General features: G+C 65.3%; 13 protein-coding genes. 8 read left to right on the top strand and 5 right to left on the bottom strand.

What is annotated here, in order from left to right:
- The first annotated feature begins 63 nt into the window (after window positions 1–63).
- Complete coding sequence (locus ABIB78_RS24195) at window positions 64–1,560, top strand: NAD-dependent succinate-semialdehyde dehydrogenase (RefSeq protein ID WP_429029107.1); 1,497 nt, start codon at window positions 64–66, stop codon at window positions 1,558–1,560.
- A 682-nt stretch (window positions 1,561–2,242) separates the two neighbouring features.
- Window positions 2,243–4,237 (top strand): TonB-dependent receptor, encoded by a 1,995-nt coding sequence (locus ABIB78_RS24190; RefSeq protein WP_429029228.1) that lies wholly within the window; start codon window positions 2,243–2,245, stop codon window positions 4,235–4,237.
- A gap of 102 nt (window positions 4,238–4,339) precedes the next feature.
- Here ABIB78_RS24190 and ABIB78_RS24185 read toward each other — a convergent pair whose 3' ends face one another.
- Window positions 4,340–5,239 (bottom strand): amino acid ABC transporter substrate-binding protein, encoded by a 900-nt coding sequence (locus tag ABIB78_RS24185; RefSeq protein WP_429029106.1) that lies wholly within the window; start codon window positions 5,237–5,239, stop codon window positions 4,340–4,342.
- Between the two features lie 144 nt (window positions 5,240–5,383).
- Between ABIB78_RS24185 and ABIB78_RS24180 the strand changes: the two genes are divergently transcribed.
- The gene (locus tag ABIB78_RS24180; RefSeq protein ID WP_429029105.1) at window positions 5,384–6,085 is read left to right on the top strand and encodes a GntR family transcriptional regulator; all 702 of its coding nucleotides are present in this window, start codon (window positions 5,384–5,386) and stop codon (window positions 6,083–6,085) included.
- 58 nt (window positions 6,086–6,143) lie between these two features.
- Complete coding sequence (locus ABIB78_RS24175) at window positions 6,144–7,514, top strand: NAD(P)/FAD-dependent oxidoreductase (RefSeq protein WP_429029104.1); 1,371 nt, start codon at window positions 6,144–6,146, stop codon at window positions 7,512–7,514.
- Between the two features lie 183 nt (window positions 7,515–7,697).
- Here the strand turns inward: ABIB78_RS24175 and ABIB78_RS24170 are convergent, their stop codons facing one another.
- The 4 genes from ABIB78_RS24170 to ABIB78_RS24155 form a co-directional block, all read right to left on the bottom strand.
- Complete coding sequence (locus tag ABIB78_RS24170; protein WP_429029103.1) at window positions 7,698–9,851, bottom strand: SLC26A/SulP transporter family protein; 2,154 nt, start codon at window positions 9,849–9,851, stop codon at window positions 7,698–7,700.
- 199 nt (window positions 9,852–10,050) lie between these two features.
- Window positions 10,051–10,857 (bottom strand): crotonase/enoyl-CoA hydratase family protein, encoded by an 807-nt coding sequence (locus tag ABIB78_RS24165; protein WP_429029102.1) that lies wholly within the window; start codon window positions 10,855–10,857, stop codon window positions 10,051–10,053.
- Between the two features lie 151 nt (window positions 10,858–11,008).
- Window positions 11,009–11,923 carry a phosphoribosylaminoimidazolesuccinocarboxamide synthase gene (locus ABIB78_RS24160; protein WP_429029101.1) on the bottom strand — a complete coding sequence of 305 codons (915 nt, stop codon included), beginning with the start codon at window positions 11,921–11,923 and terminating at the stop codon, window positions 11,009–11,011.
- Window positions 11,924–12,021: 98 nt separating this feature from the next.
- The gene (locus ABIB78_RS24155; protein WP_429029100.1) at window positions 12,022–12,939 is read right to left on the bottom strand and encodes a pirin family protein; all 918 of its coding nucleotides are present in this window, start codon (window positions 12,937–12,939) and stop codon (window positions 12,022–12,024) included.
- Window positions 12,940–13,077: 138 nt separating this feature from the next.
- Here ABIB78_RS24155 and ABIB78_RS24150 point away from each other — a divergent pair, with 138 nt between their 5' ends.
- From ABIB78_RS24150 to ABIB78_RS24135, 4 genes are all read left to right on the top strand, one after another.
- Window positions 13,078–13,653 carry a GNAT family N-acetyltransferase gene (locus tag ABIB78_RS24150; protein ID WP_429029227.1) on the top strand — a complete coding sequence of 192 codons (576 nt, stop codon included), beginning with the start codon at window positions 13,078–13,080 and terminating at the stop codon, window positions 13,651–13,653.
- Window positions 13,654–13,684: 31 nt separating this feature from the next.
- Window positions 13,685–14,758 carry a helix-turn-helix domain-containing protein gene (locus tag ABIB78_RS24145; RefSeq protein WP_429029099.1) on the top strand — a complete coding sequence of 358 codons (1,074 nt, stop codon included), beginning with the start codon at window positions 13,685–13,687 and terminating at the stop codon, window positions 14,756–14,758.
- 292 nt (window positions 14,759–15,050) lie between these two features.
- Window positions 15,051–16,478 carry a serine hydrolase domain-containing protein gene (locus ABIB78_RS24140; RefSeq protein ID WP_429029098.1) on the top strand — a complete coding sequence of 476 codons (1,428 nt, stop codon included), beginning with the start codon at window positions 15,051–15,053 and terminating at the stop codon, window positions 16,476–16,478.
- A 126-nt stretch (window positions 16,479–16,604) separates the two neighbouring features.
- Window positions 16,605–16,895 (top strand): DUF1330 domain-containing protein, encoded by a 291-nt coding sequence (locus ABIB78_RS24135; protein ID WP_429029097.1) that lies wholly within the window; start codon window positions 16,605–16,607, stop codon window positions 16,893–16,895.
- Window positions 16,896–17,189 lie beyond the last annotated feature (294 nt).

Raw genomic sequence — 17,189 nt, 5'->3', positions numbered from 1 at the left:
TCCGCTTATATAGGCGGCGAATACCCCCCAAGGGAAGTTCAAGGAAGTTCCAGGAGTAACGCCATGACCCCGTCCGTTGCCGCACGCGCCACGCAATCCGCAGCATCTTCCCTCCATGGCCGCCTGAAGGACCCGTCGCTGCTGCGCGACCGCTGCTATATCGACGGCGCCTGGGTCGGCACCCCCGAATTTGCCGTCAACAATCCGGCGACCGGCGCCGAGCTGATCAAGATCCCGCAGCTGAGCGCCGACGATGCGACCAAGGCCGTCGAGGCTGCCGAGCGTGCGTTTCCGGCCTGGGCCAAGCTGACCGCCAAGCAGCGCTCCAACATCCTGCGCAAATGGTTCGACCTGATCATCGCCAATCGCGAGGACCTCGCGCTGATCCTGACCTCCGAGCAGGGCAAGCCGCTGGCGGAAGCGCTCGGCGAAGTCGATATCGGCGCTGCCTATGTCGAGTTCTTCGCGGAGGAAGCGCGCCGCGTCTATGGCGAGACGATCCCGACGCAGCGTCCGGATGCCCGCCTGCTCGCGATCCGGCAGCCGATCGGCGTCTGCGGCGCCATCACGCCCTGGAATTTCCCGAACTCGATGATCACGCGAAAAGTGTCGCCGGCGCTGGCCGCCGGCTGCACGGTGGTGCTGAAGCCCGCCAACGAGACACCGCTGTCGGCACTCGCGCTCGCGGTGCTGGCCGAGAAGGCCGGCGTGCCGAAGGGCGTGTTCAACATCATCACCGGTGATGCGCCGCCGATCGGCAAGGTGCTGTGCGAGCATCCGGCGGTGCGCTTCGTCGGCTTCACCGGTTCGACCGAGGTCGGCAAGATCCTGTACCGGCAGGCGTCGGTCGGCGTGAAGAAGCTCGGCCTCGAGCTCGGCGGCAACGCGCCGTTCGTGGTGTTCGACGATGCCGATATCGATGCCGCGGTCGAAGGCGCCATCGTCTCCAAGTATCGCAACATGGGCCAGACCTGCGTCTGCGCCAACCGTCTCTATGCCCAGGACAAGATCTACGACCAGTTCGTCTCGAGGCTGTCGAAGAAGGTCGCGGAAATGAAGATCGGCGACGGCACCGAGCAGGGCGTGACGCAGGGGCCGCTGATCAACATGGAAGCGATCGAGAAGGTCGAGCGGCACATTGCCGACGCCGTGAAGGGCGGCGCCAAGATCGTGACCGGCGGCAAGCGCTCGTCGCTCGGCCGCAGCTTCTTCGAGCCGACGGTGCTGTCGGATGTGCGGCCGGACGCGCTGGTTTCGCATGAGGAGACATTTGGCCCGCTCGCGCCGGTGATCCGCTTCAAGGACGAGGCCGACGTGATCGCGATGTGCAACGCCTCGCCGTTCGGCCTCGCCTCCTACTTCTATTCGCGTGACATCGGCCGTGTCTGGCGTGTCGCCGAGGCGCTGGAGGCGGGCATGGTCGGCGTCAATTCCGGCCTGATCACGACCGAGGTCGCACCGTTCGGCGGCGTCAAGGAAAGTGGCCTCGGCCGCGAAGGCTCGCGTCACGGCATGGATGAATATGTCGAGATCAAATACGTGATGATGGCTGGCGTCTGATCGCCGAGCCGCGTCCCTTCGCCCTTTGCGGGCGAGGGGACGCATGCCGGCGAGCCCGTCAGTCGTCCTCGTCGATCGCTCCGGCGGCCGGCGTGCGACAATTCACCGCGTCCGCCGAATGATGGCGCTCCGATCGCGACGGCGATCGCAATCAAGAATCTTTCTAATCTCGAAGCGAGCTTTCAGAATCAAGCTGCATACGCGCGACGCCACTCAACGAAAGAATAATCGAAACGCGGAATCTTCCGCATCGATGTCGCCTCGCGCAGCAAGCTTCATCCCCTCTCTTAGATGCGTTCTAGTTGGTGTCACAGCGCATGCTGCTTATGCCCCGGTGGTCGCGCTCGAACTCTGACGATGTTCGGGACGAAGCCAAGAAGAATCCGGGGACCTCATGCTCGTCACCTCAAATGTTTCATGCGCATTCCGACTCGCGTGCGCGTCTCTCCTCCTGACTGCGGTCCCTTCGCTCGCGCAGTCGCCAGAGCAACCACCCGCAAGCAGCGCGGCGCCGCTTCCGCCGGTCGTCGTGGCCGCGCCACAGCATCGGGCCGCGCCGGTTCGGAGGCCGTCATCGACACGATCTGCGCGCTCGTCGGCATCGCATCAAGCGAGCAGGCGTGAGCACGCGCAGGCACCTGCGGCCACGCTCACAGCCGGCGCGCAGCAGGCGGCGTTGCCCGTGCCTTATATCGGCGGCCAGGTCGCGCGCGGCGGACAACTCGGCCTGCTCGGCAACAAGGACTATATGGATACGCCGTACAGCCTGACGAGCTACACGGAGAAGACGATCCGCGATCAGCAGGCAACCAGCGTTGCGGAAGTGCTGACGAATTCCGATCCGTCGGTGCGCGCTGCGATCGGCAGCAGCAACCGTTACGACGCGCTGACCATCCGCGGCTTCCGGGTCGAGAACAGCGAAATCGCCTTGAACGGACTTTACGGCCTCGTTCCGGCCTATCGCGTCAACCCGGCTCCCATCGAGCGCATTGAGCTGCTCAAGGGACCGGGTGCCTTCCTCAACGGTATGGCCCCGCAAGGCAGCATCGGCGGCACCGTCAATGTCGTGACCAAGCGGGCGGCGGAAGACCTCACGCGCCTGACCGCGGGCTATATCTCGGACGGACGTTTCGGAACGGAGCTCGACCTCGCACGCCGCTATGGCGCACAGAAGGAGTGGGGCGTTCGCTTCAACGGCGGGATTGATGGCGGTCACACCTCCATCGATCGGCAGTCCACGCGCAACGGCGTCGGTTCGCTCGGCGTCGACTATCATGGCGAACGCTTTCGCTGGTCCGCGGACATTATCTCCCAGGACGACTGGATGAAGGCGGCCCAGCGCGGCTACACGCCGCTGCCCGGCATCGCCATGCCGAAGGCTCCCGATCCGCGGATCAATCTCGCGCAGCCGTTTGACCGTGCGCGCTCGCAGAGCCTGACCGGCTTGACCAGGGCCGAATACGATCTCAGCAACAGCGTGACCGTGTTTGGCGCGATCGGCGCCAACCAGTTCCGCTATGACAAGCAGGAAGATCCGGGCGCGACGATTCTCAACACCGCGGGCGACGCCTTGGGCACGTCCCGATTCCAGACTGGCAAGTCGGAGGGCGTCTCCGGCGAGGCGGGCGTCCGCGCGCGTTTCGACACGGGACCCGTCGGCCACGAGGTCGTTGTCAGCGGCAGCGCGCTCGACCGGACCGATTGGCTCGGCCAGACCAACTACGCGACCTACCTGACCAACATCTACCGACCGACCTTGCTGGCGACCGCCGGCACTCCGGTATCGACGTTCCCGGAGGGCAAGTCGGGATTCCTCGGACTGCGCAGCGTCGGCGTTGCCGATACCATCACGACCATGGGGGGCATGCTGCAATTGATCGTGGGCGCGCGCCAACAGCAGGTGATCGCCAACAGCTTCAATCCCGTCAGCGGGCTGGAAACGACGCACTACGACGACAGCGCAACGTCGCCTTCGATTGCCTTGGTGGTGAGGCCGATCAAGCAGCTCTCGCTCTATGCCAACTACATCGAAGGCCTGACGCCGGGACCGACGCCGCCTTCCGGCGCGGTGAACACCAATGCGGTGTTCGCACCCTTCAAGACCCGACAGGTGGAAGTCGGCACGAAGCTCGATCTCGAAGGCTTCGGCGCGAGCCTCTCGGCATTCCAGATCAGCCTGCCGAGCGGTGTGATCGATCCCGTCTCCAAGATCTACAGCCTCGATGGCGAACAGAGAAACCGCGGCATTGAGCTCAATACCTTTGGCGAGGTCGCGCCCGGCGTCCGCGTCCTCGGTGGCGTGACCTGGCTCGATGCCCGGCTCACCCAGACGCAAGGCCACCTCTACGACGGCAATCGAGCGATCGGCGCGCCTGACCTGCAGGGCAATCTGGGCGTCGAATGGGACACGCCCTTCGTGCCGGGCCTCACCGCGACGGCGCGCGCCATCTACACCAGCCGGGCCTATGTCAGCGCCGACAATTTCCAGAGCGTCCCCGCCTGGGCGACCTTCGACATCGGTGCGCGCTACGCGACGAGCCTCGCGGGGCGCCCGACCACGTTCAGGGCGTCACTGACCAATCTGTTCGACAAGCACTACTGGATCGGCAATCCAACCGGCTACGTGATCAGCGGCATGCCGCGCACGCTGTGGCTTTCCATGACGGTTGACTTCTAGGGAAGCGTCGAAAGGCTGTCGCGTGCCACAAGCTGGTGCGCGGTGGCCATTCGTTGTCGCGATTTCGCTGCGAAACATCCGCCGCGCGCCCGCGATTGCCGATCACACGCCCTTGTCGTTCGGATTGGCGACGGCGTCCTTCAGCGGTGCGGTCATCGGGAAATTCACGTTCAGGTTCTTCGGCGGAATCGGCCGCGTGAACCATTTCGCGTAGAGTTCCTGAAACTCGTTGTTCTTCATCATGGCAACCAGGGTCTTGTCGACCAGCGCCTTGAACTCCGGATCGCTCTTGCGAATGATCAGCCCGTAGGGCTCGGTGCGCAGGCTGTCGTCGATGATGCGCCAGTCCGCCGGATTGCGGCTGCCGGCGATCAGGCTCGCGAGCAAAATATCGTCCATCACGAAGGCGTCGCTGCGCCCGGTGGTCAGCGCGAGGAACGATGCGGCATGGTCCGGGGTCAGGATGTTCTTGGTCTGAAAATTCTTCTCCTGGGCGCGCGCGCTCAAGAGACCAATTGAGGTCGAACCCGAGGTCAGCGAGACCGGCCGGCCGCCGAGATCTTCGAAGGTCTTGATCGGCGCGTCCTTCTGCACCACCGCGCGGATGCTCGACACGAAGATCGTGTTGCTGAAGGCGACGACCTTCTGCCGCTCCAGCGTGTTGGTGGCGGGACCGCAGACGATATCGATGGTGCCGTTCTCGATCAGCGGAATCTGGGTGGAGAGCTGGATCGGCTGCAGCCTGGTTTGCAGCGCGGGCTGCTTGAGCTCGCTCTTCACCGCATCGACGATCCGCGCGCAGAGGTCCATCGCGAAGCCGACCGGCTTCTGGTTGTCGTCGAGATAGGAGAACGGGACCGAGACATCGCGGTGCCCGAGCCGGATTTCGCCGGTGTCGCGGATCTTCGCCAGCGTGCCGCCGGGCGATTGGGCCTGCGCCGGGGCGGATGCCGTCGTCGCGAGAAAGACTATGTAGATCAATTGCTTGGTGGCTTGATTCATAGGGTGCTCGTGAATGTCGGCAAGATTGGATACAATCCAGCCAGATTTTATGCCCTATTGTTGCATAATCTGCAAAGATATTTTATACAATAATGCCCCCGTCGGATATCTCGGCCGGGGGTCACCCAGCGAGAGGGAGGCCGGATGGAACCTGCAACCGCTGCCAGCCATCGAGGAGCCGGACCTCACGGTTCCGCGCCGGATGCCGTGCGTGAGGCGCTGCGGGCCGCGATCAGCTCGGGCGAGCTCGCCCCCGGATTGCAGCTGCGCCAGGACGAGCTTGCCGCGCGGTTCGGGACCAGCCGCATCCCGGTGCGCGAGGCGCTGCGCCAACTCGAGGCCGAGGGCTTTGTCACCATCCTGCCTAACCGCGGCGCTGTCGTCTCCGACCTGTCGATCGACGAGGTGATCGAGCTGCTCGAGATTCGTATCGCGCTCGAGTGCCACGCCTTGCGATTGGCGATCCCGGCGATGGGCGAGATCGATCTCGAGGAAGCGGCGAAGATCCTCCGCGCCTACGACGCCGAGCCCGATCCGGCGCAATGGGGCGCCTTCAACTGGAAATTCCACGCCACGCTCTACGCGCCGTGCAATCGCCCGCGGCTGCTCGCGATGATCGAGGCGAATTACGGCCATGTCGGCCGCTTCACGCGGGCGCTGGTGTCGCAAGCGACCGGCAAGGAGCGTCCGCAACGCGAGCATTACCGGTTGCTCGAATTCTGCCGCGACGGCGAGGTCAAGAAGGCCATCCGCCTGTTGCGCGATCACATCGAGGAAACGCAGAAGACGCTGCGCTCGGCGCAGCGCCAGGTGTTGCGCGATGCGGGTCCGGAGCGCGCCGTCTGATCGACATCAGGACAATGTCAACCATCGCGGGCCTGCTGCGGGCCTCTGGAGAACGCACGTGAAGACCAATGACGTCGAGATCCTGGTGATCGGTGCGGGCATCGTCGGCATCGTCACGGCCTACTACCTCGCCGTCCAGCACAAGCGTTCGCGTCTGTTGATCGTTGATGAAGGCCAGCCGATGGCATTGACCTCGGCGCAGTCGGGCGAGAACTACCGCAACTGGTGGCCGCATCCGACGATGGCCGATTTCACCAATCACTCCACCGACCTGATGGAGGAGATCGCGCGGCGCAGCGGCAACCGCATCCACATGACGCGGCGCGGATATCTTCTGGTCACGCGCGAGGAGAAGCCCGAGGAATTGCTGCAGCAATTGTACGCCGGCTACGGCGAGCAGGCCGCCAGGCTGATCCGCCTGCATGAGGGCGCAAGCCGCGGCTATCTGCCGCCGCATTCGGCCGACTGGCAGACGGCGCCCGACGGCGTCGACGTCCTGCTCGGCCGCGATCTGATCGGGGCGTATTACCCGACCTTCGACCAGGAGGTCGCGACCGCGCTGCATATCCGCAGGGCGGGCGACATCAGCGGCCAGCAGCTCGGCCAGTACATGCTGGAGACCATGCGTCCGCTCGGCGCACAGTTCCAGCAGGCGAGGGTCGTCGGTATCGCCAAGGCCGATCGCTTCACCATCGATGTGCTGGCCGACGGCGCGAGGCAGACCATCAAGGCCGACATCATCGTCAATGCCGCGGGCCCGTTCGCCGCGCGCGTCGCGGCGATGCACGACGAAGATCTTCCGATCGTCAATGTGCTGCAGCAGAAGATCGCTTTCGCCGATCGCAACCGCGCGGTCGATCGCAAAATGCCGTTCGCGATCGATCTCGACGGCCAGACCCTGGCCTGGTCCGATGACGAGCGCGAGGCGCTGTCAACGGCGCCGGAATTCGCGCGCCTGCTGGCGCCGATGCCGGGCAGCATCCATTGCCGACCCGACCGCGGGGATCACGGCGAGTGGATCAAGCTCGGCTGGGCCTTCAACGCCGAGCAGACCACGGCGCCGGTCCGCGAGCCGGAGCTGAATCCCTATTTTCCCGAAGTCGTGCTGCGCGCGGCGAGCCGGCTGCAGCCCCGCCTCGCGCAGTATCTCGGCGCGCTGCCGCGCGATCGCGTGCATTACGGCGGCTATTATCCGATGACGAAGGAGAACTGGCCGCTGATTGGTGCAGCGAAGACGCCGGGGGTGTTCCTTGCCACCGCGCTCTCCGGCTACGGCACGATGGGCGCCTGCGCCACCGGCGACCTCTGCGCCCGCGCCGTGGCCGGCGCGCCGGTGCCCGAATTCGCCCGCAGCCTTTCGCTCGCGCGCTATGACGACAAGGCGCTGATGGATCAGCTTGCGGCAAGCGAAAGCCGCGGGTTGCTGTAGTGCATCCACGTTTTCGGCCTCCTGCTCCCGCGTGCGGAGGAGGTCGCATCGCGTCGAAGACGCGGTGCGTGTCGGGGCTCTCTCCACTGGGCGACGCGTGGTGAAAACCCTCACCCCAACCCTCCCCCGCAAGCGGGAGCCGAATCCCGACCTGGCTGACAACGAAACTCACCTCGTCGCTTGCTAACGCCGCAGCACCGCGATGGTGCGGTTGGCGAAGGTTAGCCGCTCCGCCATCACGGCGACGAAGTAAGTGAGCAGCTTGTGGCTGAGGTCGGGGTCCTCGTCGCGGATCGCGGCGAACTGGTGGGTGTTCAGCACATAGAGCACGCTCGCCATCTCGGCCTGGATGGTCGCGCTGCGCGGGGTGTGCGCGACGAGGCCCATCTCGCCGATCGTGGTGTAGCGGCCGAGGCTGCGCACGCGCGTGGTGCGGCCGTCCTCGGCGGGCACCATGATGCCGACGCGGCCGTCGAGGATGAAGTGCATGGAATCGGCGGCGTCGCCGGCGTGCACGATGACCTCGCCGGCGTCGACCTCGATCCGCTGGCAGCGCCGGATCAGCGCGTCGGCGTCGGTCTCGCTGTCGAGCATTCCCGTGAACCAGCCGCGCAGGTCGGCCTCCTCCTGCGCCAGCTCCTGGTGCTGCGAAATGATCTGGTTCTCGCACCACTCCAGTGCGTGATCGAGCTCGTCGATCACGGTGACGCCATCGGTGATGAAATCGCTGGCGCGCAGCACCTGTTCGGCCTTGGCCGACAGATGCACCAGCACCAGCTCGACGCCGACCTCGTGCGCGCTGCGCTTGATCTGCGCAAAGCTGTAGGCCGCCGATGAATCGACGCCGGTGACGAGCTTGAAGTCGAACAGCAGAAAACGGCACTCGGGATGCTCGCGCAGCAGCGCCTTGACGTGCTGGTAGAGCCGGTTGGCGGAGCCGAAGAACAGATAGCTTTGCAGGGTCAACCCCTGGATCTTGCCGCCATGGGCCGACAACACCGCGCGGTCGTCGCGGGAGCGATCCAGCGAGCTGCGATATTCCGAGCCGTCAAAACCGTATTTGATCGCCTCGACCCGCGCCGCGCTGAGCGCAAAGGTGGCGCAGCCGATGATGACGCCGATCAGGATGCCGGGCACGAAGCCCCAGGCCACGATGATGACGATGATCGCGAGCAGCGACAGATATTCGGTCTGCGACAGCCGCTTGCGCGATTCGATCATCCATTTGTGCAGCTGGTCGGCGCCGAGATAGATCAGAAGCCCGCCGAGCACGAATTTCGGCATGTAGCCGAGCAGCTGCGGCGCCACGGCCAGCATCAGCAGCGAGATCGCCGCAACCGTCAGCCCCGACAGCCGGCCGCGCCCGCCGCTGGAGAAATTGAGGATCGAGCGGCTGACCGAGATGCAGCCGGCGTAGCCGGCCAGCGCGCCGGTCAGGATATTCGCGAAGCCGGTGATGTTGAGCTCGCGCTCGAGATTGGCCTCGCGATGCACCGCGACCTCAATGCCGGTGGTGTTGAACAGCGTGCTCGCCGCCGTGACGAAGACGACGGCAATCAGATTGCCGAGCAGGTCCGGTACCGCCGACCATGGATACTGCGCAAGCTCGGCCGCGTGCCACGGCAGCCTGAAGGTCGATGCCGGCGGCGGCTCGAAGGTCCAGCCGGTCAGATGAGCTTCCTCGGGCGTGATGCCGATGATCCAGAATGCGAGATGCGCCACGATCACGCCGCCGACCAGGATGATCGGCAGGCCAAACGGGGTGCGCGAGCGATGCCAGGTCAGATAGAGCACCAGCGCCATCGCGCAGGCGGCGCTGAGCTCGGAGATCGTGATGACATTCGTGAAGTGGAAGAGGGTGCTGAGCTGCACGGGGTAACCGGTGATCACCCGGACTGCGCCGAGCACGATCAGCAGCCCGGTCGCCCCGAGGAATCCGCCGACCACGGGGTAAGGCACGTAGCGGATGGCGCGGCCGAGCCGGGTCAGCCCGAGGCAGCACAGCAGGATACCGGTGACGATGGTCGAGAGCCCGAGCGTGATCAGCACCGGCGCGAGCAGCGGCGCCGCCGGGTTGGCGGCACCGATGCGCTCGGCCAGCGAGGCCATCAGGATTCCCGTCACCGCCGCGGTGGAGGAATCGGGGCCGGCGACCGCGAACGGCAGCGAGCTGCCGAGCGCGATGAAGGTCGCGAGCACCGCTGAGGAGATGAATGTCGCTGCCACGCCGTAGGACAGATAGGGCGACAAGGGGCCGGCGAAGATCAGCAGCGCGTAGGACAGGCCGAAGGTGATGCCGAGCACACTGGCCGCGCTGCCGCCGAGAACGTCATGCATGGCCCGCCGCGTCCGCAAGCCGAAATAAAGCGATCGATTGATCACGTTGAAAAATGCCCCAGACTACCGCAATCAGTGGTAGACGACCGCGGCGCCAGGCGACAACAGGATTTTTGTTGCCGCGCGGTCTCGACGTGCGCACACGCTTCACCTTTCCCACGACGGGACAGGCGCAACGCGATGCGGAAAGTGAAGTCCTTCAGCCGTGCCCGTCGTCCTTGCCGAAGGCGCCGTGACGGCCGACGCCGGAGGCAAAGCGCGCCGCGCCCGCCAGGGTTTCGCCCGAGGCGATCACCTCGAGCCCGCCGCGCATCTCGTTCCGGATCGCGTCTTCCTCTTCGAGATCCCACTGCCGCAGCGCCGACAGCCGGTCGGCGCGCATGCAGTTTTGCGGGAATTTCGCGATGTCCTTGGCGAGCGCAATGGCATGCGCCCGCGTCTCGCCCTTCGGCACCAGCCGGTTCGCGAGCCCCATGCGATAAGCCTCAGGCCCGCCGACCGGGCGCCCGGTGAGGATCAAATCGATCGCCTGCGAATGGCCGATCAGCCGCGGCAGGCGGATGGTGCCGAGATCGATCAGCGGCACGCCGAAGCGGCGGCAGAACACGCCAAAGGTCGCGTCCTCCGCGACGACGCGCATGTCGGCCCACAGCGCGAGTTCCATGCCGCCGGCGACCGCAAAGCCCTCGATCGCGGCGATCACCGGCTTCGAGAGGCGCAGCCGGCTCGGTCCCATCGGCGCGATCGTGTTGTGGCCGCCGATCTCGCGCTTCTTGTCGGGATCGCCCGCCGCCACCGCCTTCAAATCGGCGCCGGCGCAGAAAGTGCCGCCGGTGCCGGTGAACACCACGACCGACGCGCTCGCATCGGCGTCGAAAGCGAGGAACGCATCATACAGCTTGCGTGCCGTGGCGCCATCGACGGCGTTGCGGTTGTGCGGACGGTTGATGGAGATGACGGTAACAGGACCATCGCGCTCGACGAGCACGGTATCGGCATCAGACATGGGGCGCTCCCTGGGCTGTTCTTGTTGTGCCCGGAGAGTGACATCAGTGGCGATGCGCGCGCAATCCCGCGACAGAAAGCGCAATTGCGCAGGATGGGCAAAGTGAGGCGAGCTCTCATTGGTCTCCGTCATCCCCGTGCAGGGACGGCAGCTAGACCTTCAGCTCGGTCCCGGTGACGCGGCGATACGCCTCGAGATACCGCTTGCTGGTTGCGTCCACGACGCTGGCGGGCAGCCGCGGGGCCGGAGCGTCGCCGTTCCAGCGGCCGGCGCGGCGTTCGATGTCGAGGTAGTCGCGCAGCGGTTGCTTGTCGAAGCTCGGCTGCGGCTGGCCGGGCTTGTAGGCGTCGACCGCCCAGAAGCGCGAGGAATCCGGCGTCATCACCTCGTCGATCAGGATGATGCGGCCATCTCTGTCGCGGCCGAATTCGAACTTGGTGTCGGCAATGATGATGCCGCGCGCGCGGCTGGTCTGCTCGCCATAGCCATAGACGTCGCGCGCCATCTTCTCCAGCGCCGCAGCGACGTCGGGGCCGACGATCTCGCGCACCCGCGCCACCGTGATGTTCTCGTCATGGCCGGCCTCGGCCTTGGTCGCCGGGCTGAAGATCGCGGGTTCGAGCTTTTGGCTCTCGGCCAGGCCCGCCGGGAGCTTCTCACCAGCGAGGGTGCCCTCGGCGGCGTATTCCTTCCAGGCCGAGCCGGAGATGTAGCCGCGGATCACGCATTCGATCCGGAAGACGGTGGTGCGCTTGCACAGCATCGCGCGGCCGAGGATGTCGGCACGATGATCCTTCAATGCCGGCACCGCGCGGATGATCTCGTCGGCGTCGGCGCTGATCATGTGATGCGGCACGGTGCCTTCGAGCTGCCGGAACCACCAGGCGCTGATCTGGGTCAGCACCGCACCCTTCATCGGAATGGTTTCCGCCATCACCACGTCGAATGCCGAGATGCGGTCGGTGGTGAGCAGCAGCACGCGGTCGTCGCCGACGGCGTAGATATCGCGCACCTTGCCGCGGCCGACCCGGGGCAGGGGCAAATCGCTGGATAGCATCGCGGTCATGGCGGGGTCTTTCCGGGTGGCTATTCAAAATCGGTGGCTTGCAAAGACGAGCGCCCGCACGAGGCGTGCGGGCGCCAGAGACTAGCACAGGAAATAGCTCACGCCGGCAGCGGAATGAACTCGTGTTCGTGCGGAACCTGCGCGAAACGCCCGGTTTTCCAGTCCTGTTTGGCCTGCTCGATCCGCTCCTTCGAGGACGAGACGAAATTCCACCAGATGTGTCGCGGACCTTCCAGGGCGTCGCCGCCGAGGAACATCATGCGCGTCGGCCGCAGCGTCTTCACGGTGATGCGGTCGCCGGGCCGGAAGATCAGAAGCCGCGGCCCCTCATGGCGGTCGCCCGCGATCTCGACCTCGCCGTCGACGAGATAGATCGCGCGCTCCTCGTGGTCGGGGTCGAGCGGCACCGAAGTGCCGGCCTGCGCGGTCACCTCGGTGTAGAACCACGGCGAGACCATGCTGACCGGTGAGCTGATGCCGAACGCCGAGCCGGCGATAATGCGCGCGGTGAAGTCGCGCTCCGAGATCATCGGCAGGTCGCCGGCGCCGTAATGTTGGAACGACGGCGCGATCTCTTCCTTACCTTCAGGCAGTGCAATCCAGCTCTGCAGCCCCAGCATCTTCTGGCCGTCGCGGCGCTGCACCTCGGGGGTGCGCTCGGAATGCGCGATGCCGCGGCCCGCGGTCATCAGGTTCATCGCACCGGGCTGGATCTCCTGGATGTTGCCCTCGCTGTCGCGGTGCATGATGCTGCCGTCGAACAGATAGGTGACGGTGGCGAGCCCGATATGCGGATGCGGCCGCACGTCCATGCCCTTGCCGGCGAGATACTGCACCGGGCCGAAATGGTCGAAGAAGATGAAGGGGCCGACCATCTGCCGCTTGCCGTGCGGCAGCGCGCGGCGCACGGCAAAGCCGTCGCCGAGATCGCGGGTGCGCGGCACGATGATCAGATCCAGCGCGTCGCAGGTTTGGGGATCGCCGAGTTCGGGATCGGTCGAGGGCTGCCAGCTCATGGAAAAACTCCTTCTCGTTTGCCGCGATCGTAACAGGATTTGATCGCCCCGTCGCGCGACCGACTGTCCGGTCGCGATGGTCTATTTGCGGCTCGTGTGCGATATCGGCGAGAGCAAACTTGGAAACCGGGAGTGACGATGGTTTCTCTGATCAGGCCGGGCGCAAAGCTGTTGCAGGTCGATGGTCCCGTGATCGAGACCGCCCGGCTCATCCTGCGGCCGTGGCGGGCGTCCGATGTCGCCGACAACACGCGGATGCTGTCCGATCCCGAGACGGCGCGCTTCATCACGCCGGATCATCAGCCGGTCACGTCGGAGCTGAAGGGCTGGCGCAACGCCGCTATCATCTCAGGTCATTGGGCGTTGCACGGTTTCGGGATGTTCGCGGTCGAGGAGAAATCCTCCAGCCGCTACATCGGCCGCGTCGGTCCATATTATCCGCCGGGCTGGCCGGGCTTCGAGGTCGGCTGGGGCATCGCCAGGGAGCACCGCGGCAAGGGCTATGCAGTGGAGGCGGCGCGCGCCGCGATCGATTTTGTGTTCGCAAACTTCACGCTCGACCGCATCATCCATTGCATCGGTCCGGCCAACGTGGCCTCTCAGGCCGTGGCGCGGCGGCTCGGTGCCGTGAACGAGGGGCCGGGCGAGCTTGAGGGTGATGTCGTCGATATCTGGGTGACGACACGTCAGCGCTGGCAGCACGAGCCATCTTGAAAAACCTTGTCCGACCGACGATTGTTCGGCGATGACATCGGCTGCTTCAGATTGGGCCGCACTTGAACTCTGCCTGCGCAGCGCCAGCGTGGCGCTGCTGCTGGTGCTTGCCGCCTTGCTGCTCACTGATTTTCACAAGGCACTGTCGGGGCGGCTTGCGGCCGCTTTCGCGCTCGGCTCGGCGGCGCATGCGGTCACCGCATCGATCGGCGCTGCGCCTTTGGCGTCGGCCTGGCATGCGCCACTCATCGCGCTCTCGACCGGCGATATCGTGGTGTTCTGGCTGTTCACGCGCGCGCTGTTTGATGACGCGTTTCAGCTACGCTGGTGGCACGGTCTGATCTGGACCGCGGTCGTGGCCTACAGCTTCGTCAATTGCATGTGGATCGCACCCGCCGGTCACGCGCGGATCGCGATCATCATGGTCAATTCGCTCACGCTCGTATTCCTTGCGCTCGCGGTGGTGCAAACCATCGGATCGTGGTCGGCGGATCTGGTCGAGCGCCGCCGCCGTGTCCGTGTCTTCATCGTCGCCGCATCTGCGCTCTACGGCGGCATGAACGCGCTGCTTCAGATCGCCTATGCCGGCAGCCGCGTGACCGTGGAATGGGCCAATTTGCTGAACGCGGCCGTACTCACCGCCATCGTGGCCGCAATCACCTGGGCGATGATGCACGTCGACGGCGCCGACCTGTTCACGGCGCCGGCGGAGGCCGTCGTGCTGACGAAGCCGGCCGCGGTCGAGGAGGCGGCGGACCAGAGACTGGTCGATGCCCTGATGCGGCTGATGGCGGACGAGCGGGTCTATCGCCACGACAACGTCACGATCGGCACCTTGGCAACCCGGCTGAAGATCCCCGAATATCGTCTCCGGCGGCTGATCAACCAGCGGCTCGGCTACCGCAATTTCAACGTCTTCCTCAACAACCACCGGATCGAGGAGGCCAAGGCGGCGCTCGCCGATCCCGCGCAGGTGGAGGTCCCGGTCATCACCATTGCGATGGACGCCGGCTTCCAGTCGCTCGGCCCCTTCAACCGTGCCTTCAAGGCGACCACCGGCGTGACGCCGACGGAGTACCGGAAGCTGAAGGCGGGTGTGGTGTGATTGGCTTCAGCGCATACCGCTGCACCCTCTCCCCTTGTGGGAGAGGGTGGATTCGATGCGGTAGCATATAGACCCTCATCCGGCGTGGACTGCGTCCACACCACCTTCTCCCACAAGCGGAGAAAGGAAGAGGAGGCTCGCTACGCAGCCTATTGTAATCACGCGATAATTCCAAAATCGGCGAGCCGCACCGAGTCCTCGACTAGCCTCATTTCCAAATCCGGCGAGCGTGTCCGCGTCCGCTCCGGCCTGATCCCGGCCACGCACCCATCGCATCATGCCGGAGGATCCCGTGACCCGTCGAAAGCTCGTCTTCGTTCTCGTTGCCGCCACCGCCTGCGGTGCGCTGGCGCTGTCCGCCGCCCGCGCCCGCGACGTGCCTGATATCGCGACCGGGTTTGTCGCCAACGTGATCTGCTCGGAGACCTTCGTCAGCGGGCTCGACCCCAGGCGAAACCTGGCCGAGACCACCGACGCGATGCCGGGGGCCGGCCTGATCACCTGGGCGATGGACACCGAGGTCGACCTCGATCGCAAGGACGTCACCGTGACTTTGTTCGGGCTCGGCCGCAGCCACGCAGTCTATCGCGAGGGTTTGGGCTGCACGCTCGACCATGGCGCGGTGCTTGCCGATGGCTCGCTGCCGCCTTCGAGGCCGCAAGCCGCGTTGCTGCCCGAGATCGCGGGTCCCGCGATTGTCGCGCCGCAGACCAAGCAGCTTGCGGCCGCGCTGGATCGCGCCTTCGTGGAGCCGGCCGAGCCGCCGTTTCGCCGCACTCGCGCGGTCGTCGTGATGAAGGATGGCCACATCGTCGCCGAGCGCTACGCCGACGGCATCGGCACCGACACGCCGCTGCTCGGCTTCTCCGCGACCAAATCGGTGATCTCGGCGCTGATCGGCATTCTGGTGCGCGACGGCAAGCTTGCGGTCGACCAGCCGGTGCCGATCGCCGCTTGGCAGGATCCGAAGGATCCGCGCCACGCGATCACGGTCGATCAACTGCTGCACCACACCGCGGGCCTTGCTCTCGGCAGCTCGCTGCAGGCGTCGCTGGCGTCCGTGCTCGAGCCGGTCAACCGCATGAAGTTCATGGAATCGGATATGGCCGCCTTCGCTGAGAGCTCTCCGCTGGAGAGCGCGCCCGGCCAGGTCTGGAATTATCATGATGGCAACTACCTCATCCTCTCGCATCTGATCCGCAAGGCCGCCGGCGGGCACGCGGCGGACGTCATCCGCTTCGCGCGTGAAAGGCTCTTCTGTCCGCTCGGCATGCGCAATGTCGTGATGCAGTTCGATGCTGCGGGCACGCCAGAAGGATCGGGCGCGATGATGGCGAGCGCACGCGACTGGGCGCGCTTCGGCCAGCTCTATCTCGATGACGGCGTGGCCGGCGGCAAGCGCATCCTGCCCGAAGGCTGGGTGACATATTCGGCATCGCCGACGCCGAACGCCTGGGTCGGCATCGGCGCGGGCTTCTGGACCAATCTCGGCGACAGCTTTGGCGCCAATTATCGTGTCGAGCACGGCATGCCGCGCGATGCCTTCTTCGCCAAGGGTACGATCGGGCAATATGTGATTATCGTGCCGTCACGGCGGCTCGTTATCGTGCGGCTCGGCCGCTCGCCGAACATGCCGCCCGAGGCGGACGGCGTATTCGACCTGGTCCGTGACGTCGTCACGGCGATCTCCGCAAGCGCGCGGCTCGCGGGCGGTAATTGACCTGCACGTCACACACCGCCCGCGCGATCGTGAATTGAATCTCGGCTTCAGGAATTCTCTGATGCTGTGGCGCGTCCCGCGGGAGGTGCGCCTCAGTTCCGCGACTAGCCTCAGCCGGAGAACATCATGCCGAAAGCCTACTGGATCGTGCACGTCACGGTTCACGATGAAGCCCGCTATCCCGAATACCTCGCCGCCGCGATGCCGGTATTCGCCAGATACGGCGCCAATTTCATCGTGCGCAATGGCCCGTATGAGGTGATGGAAGGTGCTACCCGCCAGCGCAACTTCGTCATCGAGTTCAAGGATCGCGCCACCGCGATGGAATGCTACACCTGCCCCGAATATCAGGCCGCGAAGGCAATCCGGCAGAAATATTCTGACGGGGATTTCGTGATCAGTGATGGGGCGGAGTAGGCGAACCTCGCTCTCTCAGTCATCGTTAGACAATGCGCGTCGCTGCATGACAGTAAGGTGAGCGCGCTTCCCGGGCTCCCCCCTTGCGCCCTCTGTTTACGGAGAGGGCGAGACGAAGAGCAAAGCTCGGGCAGATTGTGTCGCGAGAATGCGGATGTATGACTCGCAGACCGCGCCACACACTCGCCGTCGTCCCGGCCTAGAGCATGATCCGGAAAAGTGCGAAGCGGTTTTCCGAAAAGATCATGCTTTGACAACAAGCTAGAGCGTGATGACGATTCAACCTAATCTCAT

Source organism: Bradyrhizobium sp. I1.14.4 (assembly GCF_050435825.1).
Taxonomy (GTDB): Bacteria; Pseudomonadota; Alphaproteobacteria; order Rhizobiales; family Xanthobacteraceae; genus Bradyrhizobium.
Note: the sequence above shows the minus strand (reverse complement) of the source record. Positions and strands in the feature narration are given on the sequence as shown.

Coding starts and splice junctions, on each gene's coding strand:
- ABIB78_RS24180 (WP_429029105.1), top strand. CDS start 5,384: ATGGAACCTGCAACCGCTGCCAGCCATCGAGGAGCCGGACCTCACGGT.
- ABIB78_RS24150 (WP_429029227.1), top strand. CDS start 13,078: ATGGTTTCTCTGATCAGGCCGGGCGCAAAGCTGTTGCAGGTCGATGGT.
- ABIB78_RS24195 (WP_429029107.1), top strand. CDS start 64: ATGACCCCGTCCGTTGCCGCACGCGCCACGCAATCCGCAGCATCTTCC.
- ABIB78_RS24145 (WP_429029099.1), top strand. CDS start 13,685: ATGACATCGGCTGCTTCAGATTGGGCCGCACTTGAACTCTGCCTGCGC.
- ABIB78_RS24155 (WP_429029100.1), bottom strand. CDS start 12,939: ATGAGCTGGCAGCCCTCGACCGATCCCGAACTCGGCGATCCCCAAACC.
- ABIB78_RS24135 (WP_429029097.1), top strand. CDS start 16,605: ATGCCGAAAGCCTACTGGATCGTGCACGTCACGGTTCACGATGAAGCC.
- ABIB78_RS24165 (WP_429029102.1), bottom strand. CDS start 10,857: ATGTCTGATGCCGATACCGTGCTCGTCGAGCGCGATGGTCCTGTTACC.
- ABIB78_RS24160 (WP_429029101.1), bottom strand. CDS start 11,923: ATGACCGCGATGCTATCCAGCGATTTGCCCCTGCCCCGGGTCGGCCGC.
- ABIB78_RS24170 (WP_429029103.1), bottom strand. CDS start 9,851: ATGCATGACGTTCTCGGCGGCAGCGCGGCCAGTGTGCTCGGCATCACC.
- ABIB78_RS24185 (WP_429029106.1), bottom strand. CDS start 5,239: ATGAATCAAGCCACCAAGCAATTGATCTACATAGTCTTTCTCGCGACG.